This window comes from Coprobacter sp. (assembly GCF_982436375.1).
The window spans coordinates 1-23,178 of the sequence record NZ_CEWDCG010000021.1; the positions used below are offsets into that span (position 1 = coordinate 1).

The window sequence follows — 23,178 nt, forward strand, 5'->3', positions numbered from 1 at the left end:
TTTTCGTTGTCATTTTCTTTTTTTATTTTTATCTTTAAACAAATTTGTATTTTAAATGTGATCTATACCCGGGCTATAGCTAAAAAGCAAGATTGCAAAGTAATCACTATCATCAGCCATATTCTTTGAGAATGATCTGCATTCATATTCAGAAAAGCATACTGTAAAGCTCCATGATTGCACGCAGAAATACAATCTCCACAGTAAGAACAATTTATTCCCGGTTTGCCGGTTTTTATTTGCGCTTTCGATAATGCCCCATAACGACATCTACAGATACAAGCCCCACACAAAGTGCAAGCTTCTTTATTTATCTTGAAACGAAAAGGAGAAATATATTTTCCTAAAGATACCAAAGCACCGACCGGACAATAGCCAGAACAGTGCACCATCATATGTCTTTTATAGGAGAGGATCATAACAAAAAAACCTGTAATACCGAATAAAACAACTATTCCGGATATCGCCACATACGATAATCCGCTCCATTTGGCAACCAAAGCCACAATAACAGTCAATACCAATATAGTATATCGTGCCGGCAGAAGAAATTTATAAGGTTTTGGGGGTAATGATAAATGTCCTGCAGCCATATTATCTAATGCACCGAAATAACAAAGATGACTGCACCATGCCGGTCCTGACAACAAGATAGTAAGAATAAGTAAAAGAGGCATAAACCCAAATTCCCAACGATAAACAGCCCCTCCGATTATCATCATCGGGATAGGAAAATGCAACTCTCCGGACAAAAGAAATATAGAGTCGCACATAATCCCCAACAAAAGTTGCCCGAAAAAGGAAAAAGAGAATATCAGCCAACTATATCTTCTCCAACGAGCTCTCAAACAAATATCCTGCATTTTCCAGCATAACAAAAAAGCATAAGCCGCAGCCAATACTACTTGTAGCCAACATCCGCCCCTAAAAAACCTTTCACCTAAAAATAGGCCTGGAACTTTTACTGCGACAACCGATAACAAGAATAAAGTCGATAACGCAGGAACAAATGCCGTAAATAACCGTATATGGGAAAAAGATACGGTCATGAGTTATAAAAGAGTGGATAATAGTTTGGTGAGATTGTCGATAAACATTCTTACAGAAATAGCCAATAGAATAATCCCAAAGAATTTTCGAAGTACATAAACGCCTCCCTTACCCAACAGCTTCTCGATAATATTGACTCGCTTTATTACAATATAAATTATTAAAATATTAAGGACCAATGCTATTATTATATCAAGCAAGCTATACAACGCCCGCAAAGAAAGCAATGTCGTAAAAGAACCTGCCCCGGCAATCAACGGAAAAACAATCGGAACTATTGTCGCAGAACCAGCAGGCCCGTCCATCTTAAAAATCTCCACGCCAAAAATCATCTCTATAGCCATTACGAAAATCACTAACGAACCGGCAATGGCAAAGGAAGATATATCTACATGAAAAAGTTGTAACATCATGTTTCCCATAAAAAGAAAAACAATAAAAGAAAATAAAGAATAAAATGCAGCCTTGCCTGCATTAATTTCATTTCCTTTTTCTTTTAAATCGATAATAATAGGAACCAGCCCCGTTATATCAATCACAGCAAATAAAACGACAAAGGCACTGATTACCTCCTGAATGTCAAAATGCAATAGATTATCCATAGGTTTAAGTTTTTACAGGAGCAAAGTTAACAAAAAAAAAATAAATCAATAGTTTCTAAACAATTGTATCGATTTTATGTTTACAAATTGAAGGTTAGATTTTTATTTATACTTTTGAATAAACAAAATATGGATTCGATGGACAGCATGTATGACGTTTTGCTGCAACTTCCGTTATTTCAGGGAGTCAGCAGAGCAAAAATTTCAGAGCTTATCGAGAAAACAAAATTTCATTTTCTCAAATATAAATCGGGAGAACAAATCGTATCAAAGGGAGAAGAGTGTACACACTTGAAATTCCTGATATCTGGATGCGTACGTTCAGAAATGGTCAACAAAAGCGGAAAGATTCGTGTTTCGGAAGTCCTTTGCGCTCCGAACGTATTGTCACCCAATCACCTATTCGGCAGGAATACAAATTATCCATCCGATCTCTATGCTGTAGAAGAAACAGGGATCATGCAAATCGATAAGCAAACATTTATCCGCATCATGCAGGATGAATCGATTATCCTTATAAACCTGTTGAACATCATATCGAGGCGTTCCCAGAAAAGTGTCGAAACATTTCTCGCACTTTCTTCCGGAAATGTAAAAGAACGCTTGGCATTTTGGGTACTCTGCTTTACACAGCGCAAGTCGATAGACGTAAGGGTAATATGCAAACAAAAAGATTTGTACACATTTTTCGGAGTACAACGTTCTGTTTTTATGAATGCACTAAACGAATTGAAAGAAGACGGCATCATCGATTACTCGACTCATGAGATTACTATCCTCGACCGGGAAAAACTTAAAGCCATTCTTACCACAGATGATGACGATTAAATAAAAAACTTACAAAACATAAAGAAGCCGGAATTAGGCCTTTCTATTCCGGCTTCTTTATGTTTATTTACTGTCTAAAAAATAAAAAAGGTATTGCCCGTTCTCAAGAAGCAATACCTTTTATCTATTCAAAGAAAATATATAAAAAGCTAAAGTCAGTCGTCACTCCGCGATCCTAAAAACAAAAGAATATAATATACCAATGTAGCCAATGAACTAAGAGCCGCCACTACATATGTATATGCCGCCCATTTAAGAGCATCTTTGGCTTTATCATGTGTACTTACATTTGTTATCCCTGCTCTGTCAAGCCAAGCTAAAGCTCTTGCACTCGCATTTATTTCTACCGGAAGCGTCACAAAACTGAACAATGTAGTCAATGCGAACAAGATAATCCCGAAAAGCATAAGCTGCGGAAAACTCTGCAACAATATAATACCCGCCAACAGCACCCATTGTACCCAATGCGATGCAAAACTCACAATAGGAACTAATTTGGATCTCATATTCAAAAACGCATAAGCAGTAGCATGTTGCACGGCATGTCCGCACTCATGAGCCGCTACTGCAGCAGCAGCAACACTATTACCATGATAAACCTCATGGCTTAAATTTACCGTATGATTCTCCGGATTATAGTGATCTGTCAATTTCCCGTCAACAGAAGTAACGGTAACATTATAAATACCGTTATCATGCAACATCTTTTCGGCTATATCTTTTCCTGTCAGACCATTTGGAATAGGTACTTTAGAATAGTTTTCGAATTTGTTTTGCAATGTCTTTTGCACTCCGAAACTAATCAAAGCAAAGACAATGAAAATAACATAAATCATAAATTTCTCTTTTATTGTTTGAGACAAATATACTACAAAAAGAGGATTTCAAATGTTAAACAAAACGGGAGGTATAAATAAATAGAGTTAAAACGATTTATACTCGAACAACAAGATATCTTTTATCTTTTTCAAAAACAAAAACAAACAGCAATAGATATTTTCCCACGAATAAGAATAAAGATTTATATATTTGTAAATAAATAAGATTATAAACAGATAATTATGAAAGAACGCATCAAATCATTTTCCCGACAAATATCCGGCACTATAAAAAACAATACGGCAGAGATAACAATCTCGATTCTCTGTTTTGTATCTGCATCTCTCATTCGGGAAAATGTAATTACGACAAACAAATTGTATCCTTTTGTTTTTCCTCTGTTCTTTGTCCTTTCTTATCTTTTAAATAAATGGTTTTCACAAGGGACATGGAGAATCTTATATTATATCTCGCCATTATTGGTATTTCCTTTTTTCTGTATAGATGTTTCTGATTGGGTTTTCTCCATAGAATATTCCGTTGCACTTACCATCGCAGCTCTTATGCTCCTCATCCGAAACTGGATTTCCGACAATAAATCTTTTACGTTCCAGGCAACTTGCTATTTTACCCATCTGCTTCAAGCGGCTCTCCTAAGCGGATGCGCATACTTCTTATTAATCAGCATTTATTACTCCGTCACTTACATCTTCAATATATTTCCCCAAAGCGAGTATAACGTTTCTTCCTATTTATCTATGATATGTTTCATTATAGGAATGCCCTGCCTATTTTTAACATTCAATAACCGACAAGAAACCTTATCGACTCAAGAAAAAAAATCTGCTCTGGAAATACTTACAAATTATATACTATCTCCTGCGATACTCATATACACGATCATACTATACATATATTTTACGACTATTTTCTTTTCGTGGAGCTTACCTAAAGGCGGAATTGCATATATGGTATTCGCTTTTACGCTAATTACGGTATTGGCAAAGGCCCTGCAACCATTTTTACACAAACAAATATACAACTGGTATTACAGACATTACAGTCTGATCTCTATCCCAGCCCAGCTCATGTTTTGGATAGGAGTACTATATCGAGTTCAACAATACGGATTTACGACAGCACGAGTTTATCTGGTTATCTGTGGATCTATTATGTCGATAACACTACTTTTATTCCTATCAAGCAAAACTGGCCGGTACTTATACGTTACAGCTCTGTCTATCATACTACTCGCAAGTTTCACTTATATTCCGGGAATAACAGCTAAAAACATCGGTATAGAATCCCAACAGAAGAGAGTAAGTGTTTTATCTCGGAATTTAGACCTTTTAGGAGAAAATGGAAAATTAAAAAATATATCGGAAACAAATAGCGACAGTCTGCTGTACGACCCGCAATACACACAACTATACGAAGCTTTTTTATACGTACAACACGAAAAAGGAAAAGATTTCGTACAGAAAAAATACGGTACGAATTTACTTCCTGAACCACAAGAAAGATATAAGGACTCTGCCTATGATTTCGTTTCATTGCCTCTACTCGATGGAAAAACAAAAAAAATAGATATCAGTATGTATCGATCTCTGTACCCGATAAATCTAAGTGACAGTTGCGAAGATATCAGCGTCGATACTTCCGGGAAAAAATTACTGATCAAAGACAAAAATGACGTTTTACTAAATATCAGTTTCGAGGAATTGCAAACATCATTACTTCAAAAATCAGGACTTACAAAAAATTCCACAAAAAAGAGATTCTTACAGCAAGAAAATATACTCACAAATTACGAAACTGATTCTTTATACATATCTTTCGGACGAATAATATTCGATATGAAAACTGATCTGACAATAAGCAACCTGCAAATAGATTATATTCTCCGAAAATAGAATATAACCACTCTTAAAGCCTGTCTAAACTTTTTTCGGATAACATTTGAGAGAAATCCACATGAATAGTAAGTTTCCCTCTTAAAAGGAAACTGTACCAATAACCGACAACATCGTTACAAAGTGGAAGAAATTCCTCAAAAAATTTATTGCTCGAAAACAAAATAATTACAATATTCTCTCCAAAACCCATTCATTTATCAAAAACAAGCATAAAACATTCATTTAAATATCAATTTATCATAATAATATTTATCAATAAAACAATATGAGTATATTATTGGCATATCATTATACATCTTATTATTTTTGAAGTGTTCTATGGTTAATACAGGAAGCGTCATCCGGGAATATCAAATACAATGTAAAAGATATAACATACATCCCCCATATATCTTTCACTTGTCAAGATACCGGATCTCGCTTATTTTCCCTACAAAAGGCCATATAATTAACATCATAGGAGGTCAATAATAACCTCCGCATAGAGGCGTCTATGCCTCAAAATCCTTTCTGCATAAAAAACGCTTCCGATAAGATACCGGAAGCGTTTATTTTTAAAGTATTATTTTCAGTATCAAAAGCCGAATAGCCCATGGCTATACTCAAATATTTGATCATATATTCCGCTGATCAAACCGATCACAACAATACCCAATACGCAAAGTAATATACTCAAACGAGAAGCATTATCGGAACGGAAACTTTCAACTACACATTCATCTTGTTTGATAAACATGGCCTTAACCACCAATAAATAATAGTATAATGAAATAACCGTATTAATAAGAGCTATCAATACAAGAATATAAAAACCTTGTTCTGCTGCGGCATAAAAGATAAAGAACTTGCTGAAAAAACCGGCAAAAGGAGGAATACCAGCTAATGAGAACATAGCCAGCATCATCGCAATACTTAGTTTAGGATTAGTCTTATAAAGGCCATTATAATCATCCATATTTACTTTTCCCGTCCGATTTTCAATAACCGATATCACTCCGAAAGCAGCAAGATTGGAGAAGATATAGACCAATACATAATAACTCAGCGATGTTAAGCCTAAACCTGTATTCGATATAACGCCCAACATAATATAACCGGCTTGCGAAATAGAAGAAAAAGCAAGAAATCTTTTCAGATTTTGTTGACGAATCGCAAACAAGTTACCTATTGTAATCGTGAGAATAATCAATGCATATAAAATACCCTGCCAAATACATTCGACAGAACCAAATACTTTATACAATATCATCATAAAGGTAAAAGCTGCAGCTCCCTTAGAGATAACAGACAGATAAGCAGTTACCGAAGTCGGCGCTCCTTGATAAACATCTGCCGTCCATAAATGGAAAGGAACTAAAGACAGCTTGAATCCCAATCCGGCAATAAAAAAGACTAACCCTACGATGAGCAAAGGCGACACACCGAGCATATAACTCAAATCATCAAAATAAAGAGTCCCCCCTATTCCATACAAATAAGAAATACCCAATAGCATCAAAGCGGATGAAAATACGGCAATAAATACATATTTAGCGGCGGCTTCATGAGAATCATGTTTGTATTTTTCCATAGCAACCAAAGCAGTGATAGGCAAAGAAGCTGTTTCGAGTCCGAGAAAAAACAATAAAAAGTTTCCCGAAGAAGTCATTAAATACATACCCAAAAGCGTAATAAGCGTCAACACATAATATTCTCCGCGACGAATTATCACATCTTCGTTTTTAATCCAAGACGAAGCCTGTATTAAAACGAGTAATGTTCCGATATTGAGTATGGTCTTAATTACCGATGTAGCCGGTCCCGACTGATACATGCCACCGAAAAGAGACACTTGTTCTCCCGGAACAATCGTAAATATTGTATGCGCTAATAATAAAACACAAGCTGTCGCAGAAAAGCATTTCAAGCTTTTAACCGACCCGAATGTATCATATAAAAACAGGAGTACGATAACTACCAATAATGATAGCTCATCCCGCATTCCTAAAAAATTTGAATAATCCATACTCTTTCTATTAGATATATTGTAAAATGCGTTGACTAATTACTTCCATACTATTGCTGATCATATTAGATACCCAAGAAGGAGCGATACCTAAAGCAGCAACCGAAACGATCAAAGATATTGCCGAAAGCCGTTCGAACCAAGTTGCATCGGTAAGAGACAAATGATGTTCATTCTCGACTTTACCATAAAGCAGTTTTCCTACTACTCGAAGGATATATACAGCCGTAATTACAATGGAGGTACAAGCAATGATAGTAAAAGCTCTATGGAAAGTATCCGTCCATTGGAAAGCTCCGACAAATACTGTCATTTCTGCAACAAAACCACTTAATCCCGGAAGTCCTAAAGAAGCAAAACCGGCAATTACATAACAAGTCGAAAGGAATGGCATAATTTTCATAAGACCGCCCATCTCCCGAATATCCCGAGTATGCGTACGACCGTAAATCATACCGATCAACGCAAAGAAAAGGGCCGTCATCAAACCATGAGACAACATTTGCAATACAGCTCCGGTCATAGCTGTAGTATTCCACATTAGCAATGCAAACAGCACCAAACCGCAGTGACTTACAGAAGAATACGCATTGATATATTTCAAGTCTTTTTGTACACAAGCACTAAATGCTCCGTAAACAACACTGATACCGGTTAAAATCAAAAATATCCAAGAAAGTTCTTGTGTTGCCTGAGGCATCAAGTACATCGCTACCCTAAAACATCCGTATCCTCCAAGCTTCATCAACACACCGGCATGCAACATAGAAACCGCCGTCGGAGCAGAAGCATGACCATCAGGTGACCATGTATGGAACGGAAACATCGCTCCTAACACTCCGAAACCGATAAATGTCAAAGGGAAGAAAAGATACTGGGCACTCATCGGAATCGCATTATTTTTTGCAATTTCCAATATATTCATAGTCAAATGTCCATCGGCTGAGGAATGAAAATAAATACCCAATATACCGACAAGCAATAACGCAGATCCTCCCATAAGCATCAAGGTCAGCTTCATTGCCGCATAATTCTTATTACCGCTTCCCCAAACTCCGATCAATAAGTACATCGGAATCAAAGCGATCTCATAGAACATGAACATCGTAAACAGGTTAATAGAAATGAAGAACCCGAATACTCCGATTGATAACAGTATAAGCCAAAGGAAAAATTCTTTTGGCAGAGGATCTATTTTCCAAGAAGCAAAGACCCCTGCAAAAACAATAATTGCAGAAAGCAAAATCATCGCCACCGAAACACCATCGACACCCACCGTATAATGAATATTCAGAGGCGCATACCAGACGGTATCGGCAAGAAACAGCATCTCCGCTGTATTTCCGGCAGAGCGCTCACACAAATAGAGCGCAACTAAACCTATTGCTAATAATAATTGAATGGCTGAACCGGTTACGGCTACCAATCGTATCTGTTTCATCTCTTTCGACAAGGCCAACCCGACCATCATCAAAAGAGGAATAAGCACAAATAAAGATAAAAAATTCATAGTAATTCTTTTTATAAATATCTTTCAACCATTCTTTACAAGCATATAACAGCTATAATGGCAATGATCATAGCACCTAAAATAAATACCAACGCATAAGATTGCAAACGACCCGACTGCAACCCGCGAATATGATAGGATGTTGTCTGTGTTATCCATGCTAACATATTCATACTTCCATCAATAACATGACGGTCGAACCAAGCGATCGGAGAACAAATGCCATTGAAAATAATCTTATGGGTAATAAACTGGTAAACCTCATCAATATAGAAACGATGATATGCCCATTTATATAAACCGCTCATCGAAGCTGCCATACGGGCAGGTTTATCATTCGGATTCTTATACAACCAAGTTGCCAATGCTATCCCGACGATAGCGATAATGACACTGGTCACGGCAACCGACATTTCGATATGAATATGGTACGGCAGACCGTCACTTGTCACAAACTCACCGAAAGGAATAAATCCTGCAACACAAGTCACCAATGCTAAAAATACCAAAGGTATATACATCACTTTCGGTGCTTCATGAGGCGTGTGCTCATGTTCAGCTTCTTTTCCCCAGAAAATATTATAATATAAACGGAACATATAGAATGCGGTAAGACCAGCGACTACAGTCATCCAAATTCCCCAGAAAGTGCTCTTTTCGAACACAGCCGCCAAAATCTCGTCTTTACTGAAGAATCCAGAGAACGGAGGAATTCCGGCGATAGCCAAACATGCGATTAAGAAAGTTATATGAGTTATCGGCATATATTTACGAAGTCCGCCCATCTGAGACATTTCATTCGAGTGAACGGCATGTATAATAGCTCCTGCTCCCAAGAAAAGTAAAGCCTTAAACATGGCATGAGTAAATAAATGGAACATTGATGCCATATAACCTAAACCGGCCGCTTCACTGGCAACACCTAAAGAAACCATCATAAATGCGATCTGAGAAATGGTAGAAAACGCCAAAACCCGTTTTATATCAGTCTGTACACATGCTACAACAGCAGCATATAATGCAGTAAATGCCCCGATATAGGTTATCAGATCAAGAACTTCAGGTGTCATACAATAAACCGGGAATAACCGGGCAACCAGATAAACTCCGGCAACAACCATCGTTGCGGCATGGATCAATGCAGAAACCGGAGTCGGACCTTCCATTGCATCAGGTAACCATATATGCAAAGGAAACATTGCTGATTTTCCGGCACCACCCATAAAGATAAGAGCCATTGCCCAAGATGCTATCGAGAAACCGAGGAATGTTTTACCTCCCGTAGAAGAAAGAATAGAGACACTGCCATCGGTCAAAGTTTTAAAATCAAATGTTTCGGTATAGAACGAAAGGATCAAAATACCAACCAAGAATCCGAGATCCGCAAATCGAGTTACGATAAATGCTTTCTTAGATGCAGAAACCGCTGACGCTTTTGTATAATAGAATCCGATCAGCAAGTAAGAAGAAGCACCCACCAACTCCCAGAAAATATACATTTGAAAAATATTGGTCGCCACAACCAGACCTAACATCGAAAAGCTGAATAGCGACAAGAACGCAAAATAGCGTTGAAACCCAACCTCTCCATGCATATAGCCGATACTGTATAAATGTACCATAAGAGATACTGTGGTTATCACGACCAACATCATTACAGAAATAGGATCAAGCAATATTCCCAAACTGATATGCAAATGTTCTGTAAAATGCAACCACTCGATATTGAAAGGTATCAATGTCTGATACACTCCGTCCACACGTGGTAAAGTAAAATACTGAAAAGCGACCGTATAAGCCAATGCCGTCACGATAAATAATCCGGTAGTTCCCAATAAACCGGCAGTACGGTGCGACATCTTATGCCCGCAAAGCCCTAATAACAGGAACATAAAGAGCGGTAACAAAAGTATAATCAATGAATATTCCATAATTCGTTGTTTAAAGCAATGATCAATATTTCATCTTATCCAGATTACCCACCTGAATATTCCGAATATTACGGTAAATATTTATAATAATCGCAATTGCTATTGCAGTCTCAGCAGCAGCAATTCCCACGGCAAAAAGGGTAAAGAAAAATCCTTCTAACTGCTGAGGGAAAAGGTATCGGTTAAACACCACAAAATTTATATCTACCGAGTTGAGCATCAGCTCCAGCGAAATAAGTATTGCCAGCATATTTCTACGGGTAATAAAACCGTAAACTCCGGCAAAAAACATGACGGTACTCACCATCAGATAACCAATCATAGGGATTTCCATACATTTTATCTTTTTCGGGCAATCATAATGCCGCCGATTATACAAGCTAATAATAACACACTGATTACCTCAAAAGGTAATATATACTGGTACTTTTCCATCCCCATAAGAGCATGTCCGACTGTTTTCATGTCCAGCTCCGAAAAACTCTGAAAACTAGACGGTGTAAAAACTTGCGTAATCAATGCATAACCGCAAACCACTGCTCCGACGACAGATGCCAAAATTCCCCAAAAATTTTTCTTGCTGGTCAATTTCTCAGCCTTTTCTCCCAAACCGCTGGTCAATAAAATTGAGAAGACAAACAGAACGACAATCCCTCCTGCATAAATAGCAATTTGCACTGCACCGAGGAAGTGATAATCGAGCTGAAAATAGAGACCGGCAGTAGCAAACAACACAAAAAGAAGATATGTCGCTGCCCGTAAAATACGACGGGTAGTCACCGTAAGAACAGAAAATATGACAATAACCGCCGCAAGCAAATAAAAGATAACCTGATTCGCTATTTGTTCCATAATAAATTATTTGTTTTCTACAGTTGCTTCTGTAGTATGATTAAGTTGTTTTACCAATTTTTCACGGGTAAAGACAGCATGTTCAAAATCCGGAACAAACTCCAATGCATCGTGAGGACAAGTTATTACACATAATTGGCAGAAAGTACAACTACCCAAATCATACATATATTTATCTAACACTCGTTTCGTTTTTCCGTCTTCCGTTGTAATCTTAGAAGAAAGGACCTTGATAGTTCCATTCGGACAATTCATTTGACAGATACCGCAGGCAATACATTTGTTATGCCCGTTCTCATCCTCAATCAATGTCAATGTTCCCCTGAAACGATCAGCGATCTTTAAAGTCTTTCTGTTCTCAGGATATTGTTCGGTCACTTTCGGTGTTACAAATTCCTTTCCCGTTACTTTCATCCCGACCAATAAGCTCCACAAGCCTTTCCAGAAAGAAGTGATGTAATTTTTAAAACTTTCCATTTCTACGTTTTCGCAACTATATTTTTGAATCTTATTTTTCTTTTATTTGTGTGTTACTTATTCTGTGTCTTTGACTGTTCCACCCAAAATATCGAGCAATTCGGTTGTGATTCCCTGCTGACGCAATTTATTATACTCAAGTTGTAAATCCTCTAACAGATTCTTGGCATTATCACTCGCCATTTGCATTGCCATAATACGAGCCCCCTGTTCCGAAGTCCGACTCTGATAACAAGCCTCTTGCAAAGTCGAACGCACAAAAAGCGGAAGTACAAGCTCAAATATCGTAGAACGGTCAGGTTCATAAATATAAGGCGTATTCCTATGCGCTTTAGCATCAGACAAAAACTCTTCTGTACTTATCGGTAAAAGAAGACGTGTTTTCATCACCTGAGAAGCAACACTTTTATAATATGCATATACGACCTCTATCCGATCAAACTCGTGGGCAAGAAAAGCCTCCGTCAATTCATCGGAAAACCGTTTTAAGGTATCAGGAGTACTCTTAGAAGAAAGATACTCTACCGGACGTACCTGTATTCCCGGAGTTTTTGCAACTAAAGACTTGACTTTTTTCCCGATCGGATATACCGTTACCTCTATCGTGGAATCTGACGATTCACGTAATATATCTATAGAATCGATAAGAGATTTGTAAAGTTGCACATTAAATGCTCCGCAAAGCCCTTCATCAGAACCGAAAATGACAAAAGCGACCCGTTGGACGGGACGTTGTTCGGTCAACGGCGATTGATAGTCACTATCGGCCCCCAGCAAATTATTAATCGTACTCTGTATCTGATCTCTAAACGGCACGACATGCTTCAAAGCAATTTCTGCTTTCCGCAACTTTGCCGAAGAAATCATCTTCATAGCACTGGTAATCTTTTGGGAAGACTGGACAGACCCGATTCTTCCCTTCAATTCGCGCATTGTTGACATAACTTCTAAGCCTTAAATCGGTTTGCGACATCAGCAGCAACATCCTGAAGAATTTTTTCCATTTCTTCAGTCAACTTACCTGCACGAAGTTCGTCCAGAACTTCTGTCTTATATTTCGTTTTCAATATCTGCAAAAATACTTTTTCAAACTCCGCAACTTTATCCAAAGGAACATTCCGGAGTAATCCTTTCGTTCCGCAATAAATGACGGCAATTTCGTCTTCTACCCGCATCGGAGAATATTGAGGCTGAACAAGAATCATACTATTCTTACGACCTTTATCTATCACCATTTCCGTAACAGGGTCAAGATCTCCCCCGAATTTAGAGAACGATTCCAACTCCCGATATTGAGCTTGGTCGATTTTCAACGTTCCAGCCACTTTCTTCATCGCTTTCACTTGAGCATTTCCACCCACACGAGATACAGAAATACCTACATTGATAGCAGGTCTCATTCCTTGATTAAATAATCCCGTTTCAAGAAATATCTGTCCATCGGTAATCGAAATTACATTCGTAGGAATATAAGCAGAAACATCTCCGGCCTGAGTCTCGATAATAGGTAAAGCGGTCAGAGAACCTCCACCTTTTACTATCGGCTTAAGAACAGCAGGCAAATCATTCATTGTTTCTGCAACTTCATCATTCGCGATAATCTTCGCTGCACGTTCCAATAAACGAGAATGCAAATAAAATATATCACCCGGATAAGCTTCACGACCCGAAGGACGACGCAAGATCAAAGATATTTCACGATAAGCAACTGCCTGTTTCGACAAATCGTCATAAACGACTAAAGCGTGGCGGCCGCTATCCCTGAAAAACTCTCCGATAGCCGCACCCGCAAACGGTGCATAATATCTCATCGAAGCCGAATCGGATGCATTGGCAGCAAGCACAATCGTATATTCCAACGCTCCATGTTCCCGCAACGTATTTACCAAAGTCGCAACAGAAGAAGCTTTTTGTCCGATAGCTACATAAATACAATATACCGGATCACCTGCAAGGTAATTATCCCGTTGATTCAAAATAGTATCTACCGCAATCGAAGTTTTTCCGGTTTGACGGTCACCGATAATCAGCTCCCGTTGACCACGTCCGATAGGCACCATAGAATCGACAGCTTTTATACCTGTCTGCAACGGCTGATTTACCGGCTGACGGAAAATTACGCCCGGAGCTTTACGGTCAAGAGGCAACAAAACAGTTTCTCCTTCAATGGGACCGGCTCCATCAATCGGCTCACCCAACGTATTAATCACACGTCCCAACAAACCTTCTCCTACAGGTATAGAAGCGATCTCGCCCGTACGACGCACCGTCATGTTCTCTTTCACCTTATCTGCAGCACCCATCAGGATCACCCCTACGTTGCTTTCTTCAAGGTTCATCGCCACTCCGCGTACCCCATTTTCAAACTCAATCAACTCGCTGGAACGAACATTATCCAACCCGAACACATGAGCGACACCATCGCCCACTTCAAGTACAGTACCAACTTCTTCAAAATCGATTTTAGTATCGACCTCTTCAAGTTGTTGTTTTAAAATATCGGATATTTCGTTTGGTTTTATCATAATTGCTTTTTGCTGTTTAGTAATTTTAAACGCAATAATTTAAGTTCCTTATTTACGGAAGCATCTAATTGCATAGAATCGACCCTCACAATAAATCCTCCGATAATGGAAGGATCTACTTCATGAATAAATTCGACCTCTTGTCCTGCTTTCTGCAGAATAAGCGACTTGATTTTACCGATTGCCTCTTCATTCAGCTCCATTGCCGTAATAATACGAACCTGGGCTATCTGTTTCAACTCCCGATAAAGTTCCTGATACATCAGGTAAATCGACCGAATATATGCTTCACGCCGGTTATGGATTACTAAACGAACAAAACGAAGGTAGTCTTCTCCCGGAGCCACACCGACGGCAGCAGCAAGGAGACTCTCCTTATCCTTTGCAGAGAGCACCGGATTCAACAATGCTTTCTGTAACTCAGGATGCGAGACAAAGTTCTCTTCAAACTTCTTTACCTCCTCATATATCTGGTCCGTAGTTCCGCGATCCTGTGCAAATTTAAGCAAGGCCTTAGCATACCTACGTGAAATCAGCCCCTCGTCCATGTTCTTTTAGTTTTTGTTCTCAATATCATTCAGTAGTTTGTCGATCATCTCAATCTGAGTCTTATCATTCGACAACTCTTTCCGCATCAATTTTTCAGCAATTTGTAAAGCAAATGCACTGACTTCGGTACGGAACTGTTGTTCTGACTCTTTACGAGCTTGCTCGATCGACAAGGCAGCAGCGTCCATCACTTTCTTGGCCTCTACGGAAGCCGCTTTTTTAGCCTCTTCAATAATCTGAGACTTCATCTGCGTCGCTTCTCGTATAATATCCATTTGCTGACGTTGAGCTTCTGCCAATAAGGACTGTGCGTTCTCGGTAGCCTTTTCTAATTGAGCTTTTGCATCTTGAGCATATTCGACTCCTTTGTCGATAAGATCAGCCCGATCATCAATACTCCGAATAATATAAGGCCATGCGTATTTTGCAAGTATGGCAAAAAGAACCACAAATACAAAAAACATCCAGAACACCAGCCCGAATTCGGGCTTAAACAGTTCCATAGCTTATTATAAAAATATCGCTAACAAACAAACAATAATAGCAAACAAAGCCACACCTTCAACCAAAGCGGCAATCACGATCATGTTCGCACGAATATCGTTAGATGATTCCGGTTGACGAGCGATAGACTCCATGGCAGAAGATCCGATCTTACCAATACCCAAACCTGCACCGATTGCTACAATACCAGCACCTATACATGCTCCGATTTTTGCTAAACCTGCACCGGCAGCTGCTTGTAATAAAATCATTCCTAACATAACGTTTTAATTTTAAAGTTATACATTAATTCTTTTTCGTAATTATTGTTTTTCTTCACCTCGTACACGTGCCAAACTGATAAATATGGTAGATAACATGGTGAAAACATAAGCTTGAATAAAACAAATAAGGAAATGCAACAGATTCATGAAAAGGGAAAAAGCAACTGATAAAACCGTCGTTCCTCCCAAAACTGCAGTTCCCATAGTTCCGAATATAAAAATAAGAGAAATCAACACCAATACAATAAGATGTCCTCCCAGCATATTAGCAAACAGACGAATCATCAATGCAACCGGTTTTGTAAACACTCCGAATATCTCGATAACGGGCATCAAAGGAACCGGACATTTCATCCACATCGGCACCTCCGGCCAAAACAGATCTTTCCAATAATGTTTTGTACCGAAAAGATTCACTGCTAAAAATGTACAAACCGCCAATACAAGAGTAATTGAAATATTTCCTGATAAGTTAGCACCTCCCGGGAATATAACAATCATACCCAAGATATTGATACAAAGTATAAAGAAAAAGAGTGTAAGCAGATAAGGAGCAAAACGTCGTGCATCTGGTCCTAAAATCGGCTTTATCACATCTTTATAAATCATATCTACAACAAACTCCAACGACCCTAACCAGCGACGTGGTGCTTTATAAGGATGTTTCTTATACCACCGAGCTAACGGAAAAAATAATAAAAACATCACTAAAGCAGTTATCATGAGCGCCATTACATTTTTTGTAATAGATATATCAAAAGGCCGATATTCTTTTCCTGTAGCATCAAGCCCTACGATTTTACCTTTATAATCCCCGTCTTGAGCGATAAAATATCCATCATAAGAATTTCCACCTTCCAGACGTTTAGAATTAAAAATAGACCACTCTCCTTTATAATCACGGACAATCACCGGCAATGCCATGCGACTATGAGAGAAAGGGATTTCCCATCCGTAATTATCAAGCAAATGCTCAAAGATCGCCTCTTTGGCATTGAACGGTTCTTCCTCTTCCGATGCAGATGCCACAAAAGGCATAAACAAGAAGAGCAATAATCCCATCCAATATATTAAAATATGCTTCATTTCTTTTTCTCTTTTGCAATAGACCTGCCAGACTCTGTTTCCCCTTAACGAAGGCAAACGGCGATCCGGTTATTATTTACATCTACAAATCCTCCGTCTATATCGACAGTCTTCAATTCTCCACCAGTCTCGTATTCAATAATCCCCGGCACTAATGTCGAAAGTAAAGACGCATGATCCTCCAATACTGTAAACGACCCCAGCTCCCCGGGAAAAGTAACCTTAGTCACCTCTCCCTGAAATACGATTCCTTCTGAAGAAATAATTTCAAGATTCATAGTATCACTTATTTATTTTCCTTAGCCTCTTTCATCATCTTTTCACCCTTAGCAATAGCTTCATCAATCGTACCGACATTCATGAAAGCTTGCTCAGGATACTTATCCATCTCCCCATTCAGAATCATTTTGAATCCTCGAATTGTCTCCTCTAAAGGAACCATCACTCCGGGAATACCGGTAAATTGCTCAGCGACATGGAAAGGCTGGGACAAAAATCTCTGTGCACGACGAGCACGATTTACTACCAGCTTATCGTCATCCGACAACTCATCCACACCCATAATGGCAATAATATCTTGCAATTCATTATAATGTTGCAACAACTGTTTCACCGCCTGAGCAGTATTATAATGATCTTCACCGATAATTAGCGGATCAAGAATACGAGAAGTAGATTCCAGAGGATCTACTGCCGGATAAATTCCCAATTCGGTAATCTTACGACTCAACACGGTAGTAGCATCCAAGAAGCTGAATGTTGTTGCCGGAGCAGGGTCTGTCAAGTCATCTGCCGGCACATATATAGCCTGTACCGAGGTTATAGAACCTGTCTTCGTCGAAGTAATACGTTCCTGCAAAGCTCCCATCTCTGAAGCTAATGTCGGCTGATAACCTACGGCTGAAGGCATACGTCCCAACAATGCCGAAACTTCTGAGCCGGCTTGTGTAAAACGGAATATATTATCAATGAAGAAAAGTATTTCTTTTCCGCCTTCATTCGAATCGCGGAATTGCTCTGCAACAGTCAATCCAGACAAAGCGACACGCAAACGAGCTCCGGGAGGTTCATTCATCTGTCCGAAGACCAAAGAAGCTTGAGAACTGTTCAATTTCTCCATATCGACTTTAGACAAATCCCAGTTCCCTTTTTCCATCTCCGCCTTGAATTCGTCACCATAATTAATAACTCCCGATTCGATCATTTCACGAAGTAAATCGTTTCCTTCACGAGTACGTTCTCCGACACCGGCAAAAACAGAAAATCCATTATGACCCTTTGCTATATTATTGATCATTTCCATGATCAACACAGTTTTTCCGACACCTGCACCGCCAAACAATCCAATTTTACCTCCCTTCGAATAGGGTTCAAGCAAATCAATAACCTTTATTCCGGTATAAAGGAATTCTGTATTGATAGACAAATCCTCAAAAGCGGGAGCCGGACGATGAATCGGTTGTACGTCTTTATAATCAAGGTTCGGGAGATGATCAATCGTTTCTCCAATAACATTCATCAGACGACCTTTGATCTGAGAGCCTGTAGGCATAGCCAACGGACGTTGCAAGTCAATCACTTTCATGCCGCGTCTCAATCCGTCGGTAGTGTCCATAGCTACGCAGCGAACGGTGTTTTCTCCGATATGCTGTTCTACTTCCACAATAAGATCGGTAGAGTCTTCACGTTCGATTTTCAAAGCTGAATAAATAGGAGGCAACTCATTATCCTCCCCTTCGAACGCAACATCGACAACCGGACCGATAACCTGTGTTATATATCCAAATTTATCTCTCATAATTCATCTTTTTAACTGTTTATATATAGCGACAAACCGTTATTTAATCAAAAATGCAAGCCGAATACGACAACTAAAGTCATAACCAACAAATTAATCAGGCCTATCGGAACTAAATATTTCCATTCCAAATGGAGCAACTGATCAATACGCAAACGGGGGAATGTCCATTTAAACCACATGATAATAAACATCACTACCGCCGTTTTCCCAAAGAACCATATCACAGAAGGAATATAATCCATGACCTGGTTAAAAGCATCCCAACCGCCAATATGGAAAGGCATCCAACCGCCTAAAAACAATAAACTGGCAATACCGGAAACAATAAACATATTCAGATATTCGGCCAAATAATAAAAGCCGAAATGAATACCTGAATATTCGGTATGGTAACCTGCCGTCAACTCCGATTCTGCTTCAGGCAAGTCAAACGGTCCACGATTTGTTTCGGCTGTTCCGGCAATCAGGTAAATAATAAAAGCCACCAACATGGGGATATGTCCTGTAAATAAAAACCATCCTCTATTTTGAGCTTCAATAATACCCGATGTCTGCATAGTACCGGCAAACACAACGACAGTTAACATTGAAAGACCGATAGACAACTCATAACTAATCATCTGAGCTCCGCTTCGCATAGCTCCGATCAATGTAAATTTATTATTACTAGACCAACCGGCCAATAAAATACCCAATACACCGATCGAAGAGACTGCCATAATAAAGAATACACCGATATTAAAGTCGATAGCTATCAATCCTTTGCCAAACGGCATACAACCGAAAGCCAACATAGAAGAAAGAATTACTAAAAACGGTGCAAGATTGAATAGAAATCTATCTATATGTTTAATCTCTATCAACTCCTTGATAAGAATCTTGAGCATATCGGCAACGCTCTGGAATATTCCATAAGGACCTACCCGATTCGGACCTAAACGACATTGGAAGAATGCACATACTTTACGTTCGGCATAAATCAATACAAGAGCAATAACCGCATAAAGTAAAAGCAAAACAACTCCTACCAGCACAAATTCAATAAGGAGAGCTCCCCACTCCGGCAACCATTGCCGCAACAGTGTATCTATCCAATGAGTAACTACTGAAAAATCGAACATGATATATTTCAATTATATAAGTTTATAAATTCGGTTTATCTGTCAATATCGGGTACAACATAATCTAACGATCCACCGATAGCAATCAAGTCGGCTATTTTAGACCCACGAGTCATATGATCAACAGCTCCAACCAGATTGAATCCCGGAGAATTAACTTTAAGACGATAAGGGAACTTATCACCTCGACTTTCAAGGTAAATACCAAAAGCTCCACGAGCAGCCTCGACTTCTTTGAAGTAACGACCTTCCGGAACTTTAATAATCGGTTTTGTTTTAGCCAGATAATCACCTTCCGGAATATTATCTACCAATTGTTCCAATATATGTAAAGACTGTTCAATCTCTTTCATACGTACCATATAACGGGCATACGAATCTCCTTCATTATATAAAACTTCATCGAACTGAACCTTATCGTAAGCAGCGTATGGTGATCTCTTCCGAACATCGCATGCCCATCCTGATCCTCGGCCGGAAGGACCTGTAACACCGTAATTAATAGCATCTTCTCGACTCAAGAAACCTACTCCTTTCAAACGGTTCTGTGCTATCACATTTCCAGAAAAGACTTCATGATATTCTTTCAACCGAGCAGGCATCTCTTTTATAAATTCTTTGACCTTACGTTGAAAATCAGGATGAATATCTGCTATTACCCCTCCGATAACATTATAGTTCATCGTCATACGAGCACCACATGTATCCTCAAAAATATCCAAAATCTTCTCCCGTTCTCTAAACCCATAGAAAAATGCAGTCAATGCCCCTAAGTCCATACACATAGTTGCAAAGAAAAGCAAGTGAGAAGATAGACGCATCAATTCATCCATCATTGTACGAATATATATCGCACGCTGGGGCACTTCCAACTGCATAGCCTCCTCGATACACATGCAAAGAGCATGCCGATTATTATGAGCCGAAAGATAGTCAAGACGATCTGTTAAATGAAGAGTCTGCGGATAAGTCATACTCTCCCACATCTTCTCAATTCCTCGATGAATATATCCACAATGAACATCAATTTTTTTAATTGTCTCACCGTCCAACGCCGTTTGGAAACGCAATACACCATGCGTTGCCGGATGTTGCGGACCGATATTCACAATATAATCGTTATCTTGAAAAACTTTTCGCTTTTCTTCAATAATCCGCCCTTCTGCATCCTCCCGTAAAGAAACGGTATCTACACTGCATGATTCATTTTCTGTAGGGATAGGATTAATCTCCGGATTAGCATCATAATCCTTACGGAAAGGATAACCGACCCAGTCTTCACGCAAAAACAAATGCCGCATATCCGGATGATTTATAAAACGGATACCGAAAAAGTCATAAACCTCACGTTCATTTAATTCGGCATTTTTCCAAATATCAGATACCGTATATAAAAGAGGATTTTCCTTATCAGAGGTTTCTACTTTTAAAATTACCCAATGATTATATTTCGTAGAGTTCAGATAATACACTACACCAAGCGTCTCTCCCCAATCCATTCCGATCAGAGATACCAAATTGTCAAACTGCAGATCTTTATCATCATGCAAAAAGCGGCATAGAGCATTCATTTTATCGGCGGGAACCGAAACAGTAAGGTATTGACCTTCCTCAAAAATCGCCTCAGGTAAAAAAGCGCCTATTTTTTCTTGTATATTTCCCATGAATCGAATTCAATTATCATTATTCTTCATCAAAATCTTTCGGTTTCTTTTCCTGACGGTTCACCCCTCCGAAGAATTTTTCCACTTTCAATTTCCGTTGCAACTGCATCATTCCATATAACAAAGCCTCAGGACGAGGTGGACAACCGGGGATATAAACATCAACCGGGAGAATCTCTTCAACCCTTTTTAAAACATGATACGAATTTTTAAAAGGACCTCCTGAAACGGCACAACCACCGACAGCAATTACGTATTTCGGCTCTGCCATCTGATCATACAATCGTTTCAATACAGGAGCCATCTTGTGAACAATAGTTCCGGCAACCATAATAAAATCGGCCTGACGAGGACTTGCACGAGCTACCTCGAAACCGAAACGGGCCATATCATAACGGGCTGCCCCGACCGACATAAATTCAATCCCGCAACAGCTGGTTGCAAACGTAAGAGGCCATAACGAATTGGATCGCCCCCAATTAATTGCTTCATCAAGGCTACCGACAACCACATTGACACCGCCTTCATGCAATTTTTTAACCAATTGTTCAATATACTCATTGTCTTTGAAGTCTTCATACTTCATCGATTTTATTTTCACTTCCATTCCAAAGCTCCTTTCCTCCAGGCATAGGCTAAACCAAACGCAAGGATCACTAAGAAAAACAAAACACTCATCAATCCGGCAATTCCCAAATCTCTCACTATTACTGCCCAGGGAAACAAAAATACCGTTTCCACATCAAACATCAAGAAAAGGATTGCAAACAGATAATACCCTGCTTTAAACTGCATCCAAGAGGTTCCCCGAGTAGGAATACCACACTCATAAGCTTCGCCTTTCTGAGAATTAAATGATCGCGGAGAAATTAAACCGGCAATAGCCATAGCAGCGGCTACTAAAGTAATCCCGGTAATAAAAACAACGACAAATAATGCTAAATTCATATACTTAGTTTGTTATTATTCTATCCTCTATCTATACTCACCAACAAGAAAAAGGGTATAATACTTATCTTAAGCACAACACCTCAGATACTGTAAAATATACCCTGCCGAACCTAATTCCATGATATAATCAATATCACTAAAATATCAAAAATCAAGACGGTTCTTTAAATGAGCATTCAAAGTAACACAATAAAAAATCGCAATGCAAATTATTTAAATGGAAATTTTCTAAAGAAATTGAGAAAAATCCAAATCAGACATTTTGTTGCGACTTATAGAACATTTCTATAAGGTATAAGTAAAAACAAAGAAAATATTTCAACAAAAAGCGAAAGGAGATAACAAATTGACACTTTGAAACAATATAAAAGAATCAATTAACATAGTTAAAAGAATTATAATAACACTTTGATATAAATAAGGAAGATCTTAGAATCTGTTATCTAAATTTTGCACGGACAAAGCCCTAAAAGAATTCACATAAATAGCCTTTATCCCCCGTACCGATACCGCTAACATCATTATAGAGCGGGAAAAATATCCAAATGATTCGATAGCATTTTTTATAGGGAAATTTAGACTGCTGTTTAGTTTTTCTCTTCATTCAGAAGCATTACAGAAAAGCAGGTCTCATACTGTTCTCCTTTACAGGTAATGTAAGGGGGGGACAAAAAAAGGGGGGAGACGATCTTTTCTCGTCTCCCCTTCCTATCTAAAATCGGCG

General features: G+C 38.8%; 23 protein-coding genes. 2 read left to right on the forward strand and 21 right to left on the reverse strand.

Features of this window, described 5'->3' with window-relative positions:
• Nucleotides 1–62: 62 nt before the first annotated feature.
• Nucleotides 63–1,049, reverse strand: coding sequence for a 4Fe-4S binding protein (locus AC1WHX_RS02355; protein ID WP_122337851.1), 987 nt, complete (start codon nucleotides 1,047–1,049; stop codon nucleotides 63–65).
• A gap of 3 nt (nucleotides 1,050–1,052) precedes the next feature.
• Nucleotides 1,053–1,652, reverse strand: a complete 600-nt coding sequence (locus tag AC1WHX_RS02360) for a MarC family protein (RefSeq protein WP_022601202.1) — start codon at nucleotides 1,650–1,652, stop codon at nucleotides 1,053–1,055.
• A 129-nt stretch (nucleotides 1,653–1,781) separates the two neighbouring features.
• On the opposite strand from AC1WHX_RS02360, the gene AC1WHX_RS02365 reads away from it, so the two are divergent.
• Nucleotides 1,782–2,480 carry a Crp/Fnr family transcriptional regulator gene (locus tag AC1WHX_RS02365; protein WP_122337850.1) on the forward strand — a complete coding sequence of 233 codons (699 nt, stop codon included), beginning with the start codon at nucleotides 1,782–1,784 and terminating at the stop codon, nucleotides 2,478–2,480.
• Nucleotides 2,481–2,635: 155 nt separating this feature from the next.
• On the opposite strand, the gene AC1WHX_RS02370 is transcribed toward AC1WHX_RS02365, so the two are convergent.
• Nucleotides 2,636–3,316: a zinc metallopeptidase gene (locus tag AC1WHX_RS02370; RefSeq protein ID WP_009318555.1), complete on the reverse strand. Its 681-nt coding sequence runs from the start codon at nucleotides 3,314–3,316 to the stop codon at nucleotides 2,636–2,638.
• Nucleotides 3,317–3,541: 225 nt separating this feature from the next.
• Between AC1WHX_RS02370 and AC1WHX_RS02375 the strand changes: the two genes are divergently transcribed.
• Nucleotides 3,542–5,212: a DUF4153 domain-containing protein gene (locus AC1WHX_RS02375; protein ID WP_022389768.1), complete on the forward strand. Its 1,671-nt coding sequence runs from the start codon at nucleotides 3,542–3,544 to the stop codon at nucleotides 5,210–5,212.
• Nucleotides 5,213–5,789: 577 nt separating this feature from the next.
• Here AC1WHX_RS02375 and AC1WHX_RS02380 read toward each other — a convergent pair.
• Genes AC1WHX_RS02380 through AC1WHX_RS02465 form a run of 18 tightly spaced genes read right to left on the reverse strand, consistent with a single transcriptional unit; the run spans nucleotide 5,790 to nucleotide 22,451 of the window.
• Entirely contained in the window at nucleotides 5,790–7,220 is a 1,431-nt protein-coding gene (locus AC1WHX_RS02380; RefSeq protein WP_022389615.1) for an NADH-quinone oxidoreductase subunit N, read from the reverse strand.
• Between the two features lie 10 nt (nucleotides 7,221–7,230).
• Nucleotides 7,231–8,730 (reverse strand): complex I subunit 4 family protein, encoded by a 1,500-nt coding sequence (locus tag AC1WHX_RS02385; RefSeq protein WP_009318552.1) that lies wholly within the window; start codon nucleotides 8,728–8,730, stop codon nucleotides 7,231–7,233.
• 35 nt (nucleotides 8,731–8,765) lie between these two features.
• A complete protein-coding gene (gene nuoL / locus AC1WHX_RS02390) occupies nucleotides 8,766–10,661 on the reverse strand; it encodes an NADH-quinone oxidoreductase subunit L (protein ID WP_009318551.1) in 1,896 nt (631 codons plus the stop codon).
• A gap of 22 nt (nucleotides 10,662–10,683) precedes the next feature.
• On the reverse strand, nucleotides 10,684–10,995 hold the full coding sequence (gene nuoK / locus AC1WHX_RS02395; protein ID WP_009318550.1) for an NADH-quinone oxidoreductase subunit NuoK: 312 nt from the start codon (nucleotides 10,993–10,995) through the stop codon (nucleotides 10,684–10,686).
• Between the two features lie 5 nt (nucleotides 10,996–11,000).
• The gene (locus AC1WHX_RS02400) at nucleotides 11,001–11,513 is read right to left on the reverse strand and encodes an NADH-quinone oxidoreductase subunit J family protein (protein WP_303116662.1); all 513 of its coding nucleotides are present in this window, start codon (nucleotides 11,511–11,513) and stop codon (nucleotides 11,001–11,003) included.
• A gap of 6 nt (nucleotides 11,514–11,519) precedes the next feature.
• Nucleotides 11,520–11,990: a NuoI/complex I 23 kDa subunit family protein gene (locus AC1WHX_RS02405; protein ID WP_009318548.1), complete on the reverse strand. Its 471-nt coding sequence runs from the start codon at nucleotides 11,988–11,990 to the stop codon at nucleotides 11,520–11,522.
• Between the two features lie 57 nt (nucleotides 11,991–12,047).
• Nucleotides 12,048–12,932: an ATP synthase F1 subunit gamma gene (gene atpG, locus AC1WHX_RS02410; RefSeq protein ID WP_009318547.1), complete on the reverse strand. Its 885-nt coding sequence runs from the start codon at nucleotides 12,930–12,932 to the stop codon at nucleotides 12,048–12,050.
• A 5-nt stretch (nucleotides 12,933–12,937) separates the two neighbouring features.
• Nucleotides 12,938–14,515, reverse strand: a complete 1,578-nt coding sequence (atpA, locus tag AC1WHX_RS02415; RefSeq protein WP_022389617.1) for a F0F1 ATP synthase subunit alpha — start codon at nucleotides 14,513–14,515, stop codon at nucleotides 12,938–12,940.
• Nucleotides 14,512–15,063: a F0F1 ATP synthase subunit delta gene (locus AC1WHX_RS02420; protein ID WP_022389618.1), complete on the reverse strand. Its 552-nt coding sequence runs from the start codon at nucleotides 15,061–15,063 to the stop codon at nucleotides 14,512–14,514. Before AC1WHX_RS02420 ends, atpA begins: the two co-directional genes overlap by 4 nt.
• A 6-nt stretch (nucleotides 15,064–15,069) precedes the next feature.
• Nucleotides 15,070–15,567, reverse strand: a complete 498-nt coding sequence (gene atpF, locus AC1WHX_RS02425; RefSeq protein WP_009318544.1) for a F0F1 ATP synthase subunit B — start codon at nucleotides 15,565–15,567, stop codon at nucleotides 15,070–15,072.
• Between the two features lie 6 nt (nucleotides 15,568–15,573).
• On the reverse strand, nucleotides 15,574–15,828 hold the full coding sequence (gene atpE / locus AC1WHX_RS02430; protein ID WP_122337847.1) for an ATP synthase F0 subunit C: 255 nt from the start codon (nucleotides 15,826–15,828) through the stop codon (nucleotides 15,574–15,576).
• 42 nt (nucleotides 15,829–15,870) lie between these two features.
• Complete coding sequence (gene atpB, locus AC1WHX_RS02435; RefSeq protein WP_081705674.1) at nucleotides 15,871–16,917, reverse strand: F0F1 ATP synthase subunit A; 1,047 nt, start codon at nucleotides 16,915–16,917, stop codon at nucleotides 15,871–15,873.
• 44 nt (nucleotides 16,918–16,961) lie between these two features.
• Complete coding sequence (gene atpC / locus AC1WHX_RS02440) at nucleotides 16,962–17,195, reverse strand: ATP synthase F1 subunit epsilon (protein ID WP_009318541.1); 234 nt, start codon at nucleotides 17,193–17,195, stop codon at nucleotides 16,962–16,964.
• Nucleotides 17,196–17,203: 8 nt separating this feature from the next.
• Nucleotides 17,204–18,715 (reverse strand): F0F1 ATP synthase subunit beta, encoded by a 1,512-nt coding sequence (atpD, locus tag AC1WHX_RS02445; RefSeq protein ID WP_009318540.1) that lies wholly within the window; start codon nucleotides 18,713–18,715, stop codon nucleotides 17,204–17,206.
• 47 nt (nucleotides 18,716–18,762) lie between these two features.
• Complete coding sequence (nuoH, locus tag AC1WHX_RS02450) at nucleotides 18,763–19,839, reverse strand: NADH-quinone oxidoreductase subunit NuoH (RefSeq protein ID WP_022601211.1); 1,077 nt, start codon at nucleotides 19,837–19,839, stop codon at nucleotides 18,763–18,765.
• A 35-nt stretch (nucleotides 19,840–19,874) separates the two neighbouring features.
• Nucleotides 19,875–21,503 carry an NADH-quinone oxidoreductase subunit D gene (locus AC1WHX_RS02455; protein ID WP_122337846.1) on the reverse strand — a complete coding sequence of 543 codons (1,629 nt, stop codon included), beginning with the start codon at nucleotides 21,501–21,503 and terminating at the stop codon, nucleotides 19,875–19,877.
• A gap of 19 nt (nucleotides 21,504–21,522) precedes the next feature.
• Entirely contained in the window at nucleotides 21,523–22,110 is a 588-nt protein-coding gene (locus AC1WHX_RS02460; RefSeq protein ID WP_481228835.1) for an NADH-quinone oxidoreductase subunit B, read from the reverse strand.
• Nucleotides 22,101–22,451, reverse strand: coding sequence for an NADH-quinone oxidoreductase subunit A (locus AC1WHX_RS02465; RefSeq protein WP_009318536.1), 351 nt, complete (start codon nucleotides 22,449–22,451; stop codon nucleotides 22,101–22,103). Before AC1WHX_RS02465 ends, AC1WHX_RS02460 begins: the two co-directional genes overlap by 10 nt.
• Nucleotides 22,452–23,178: the final 727 nt, after the last annotated feature.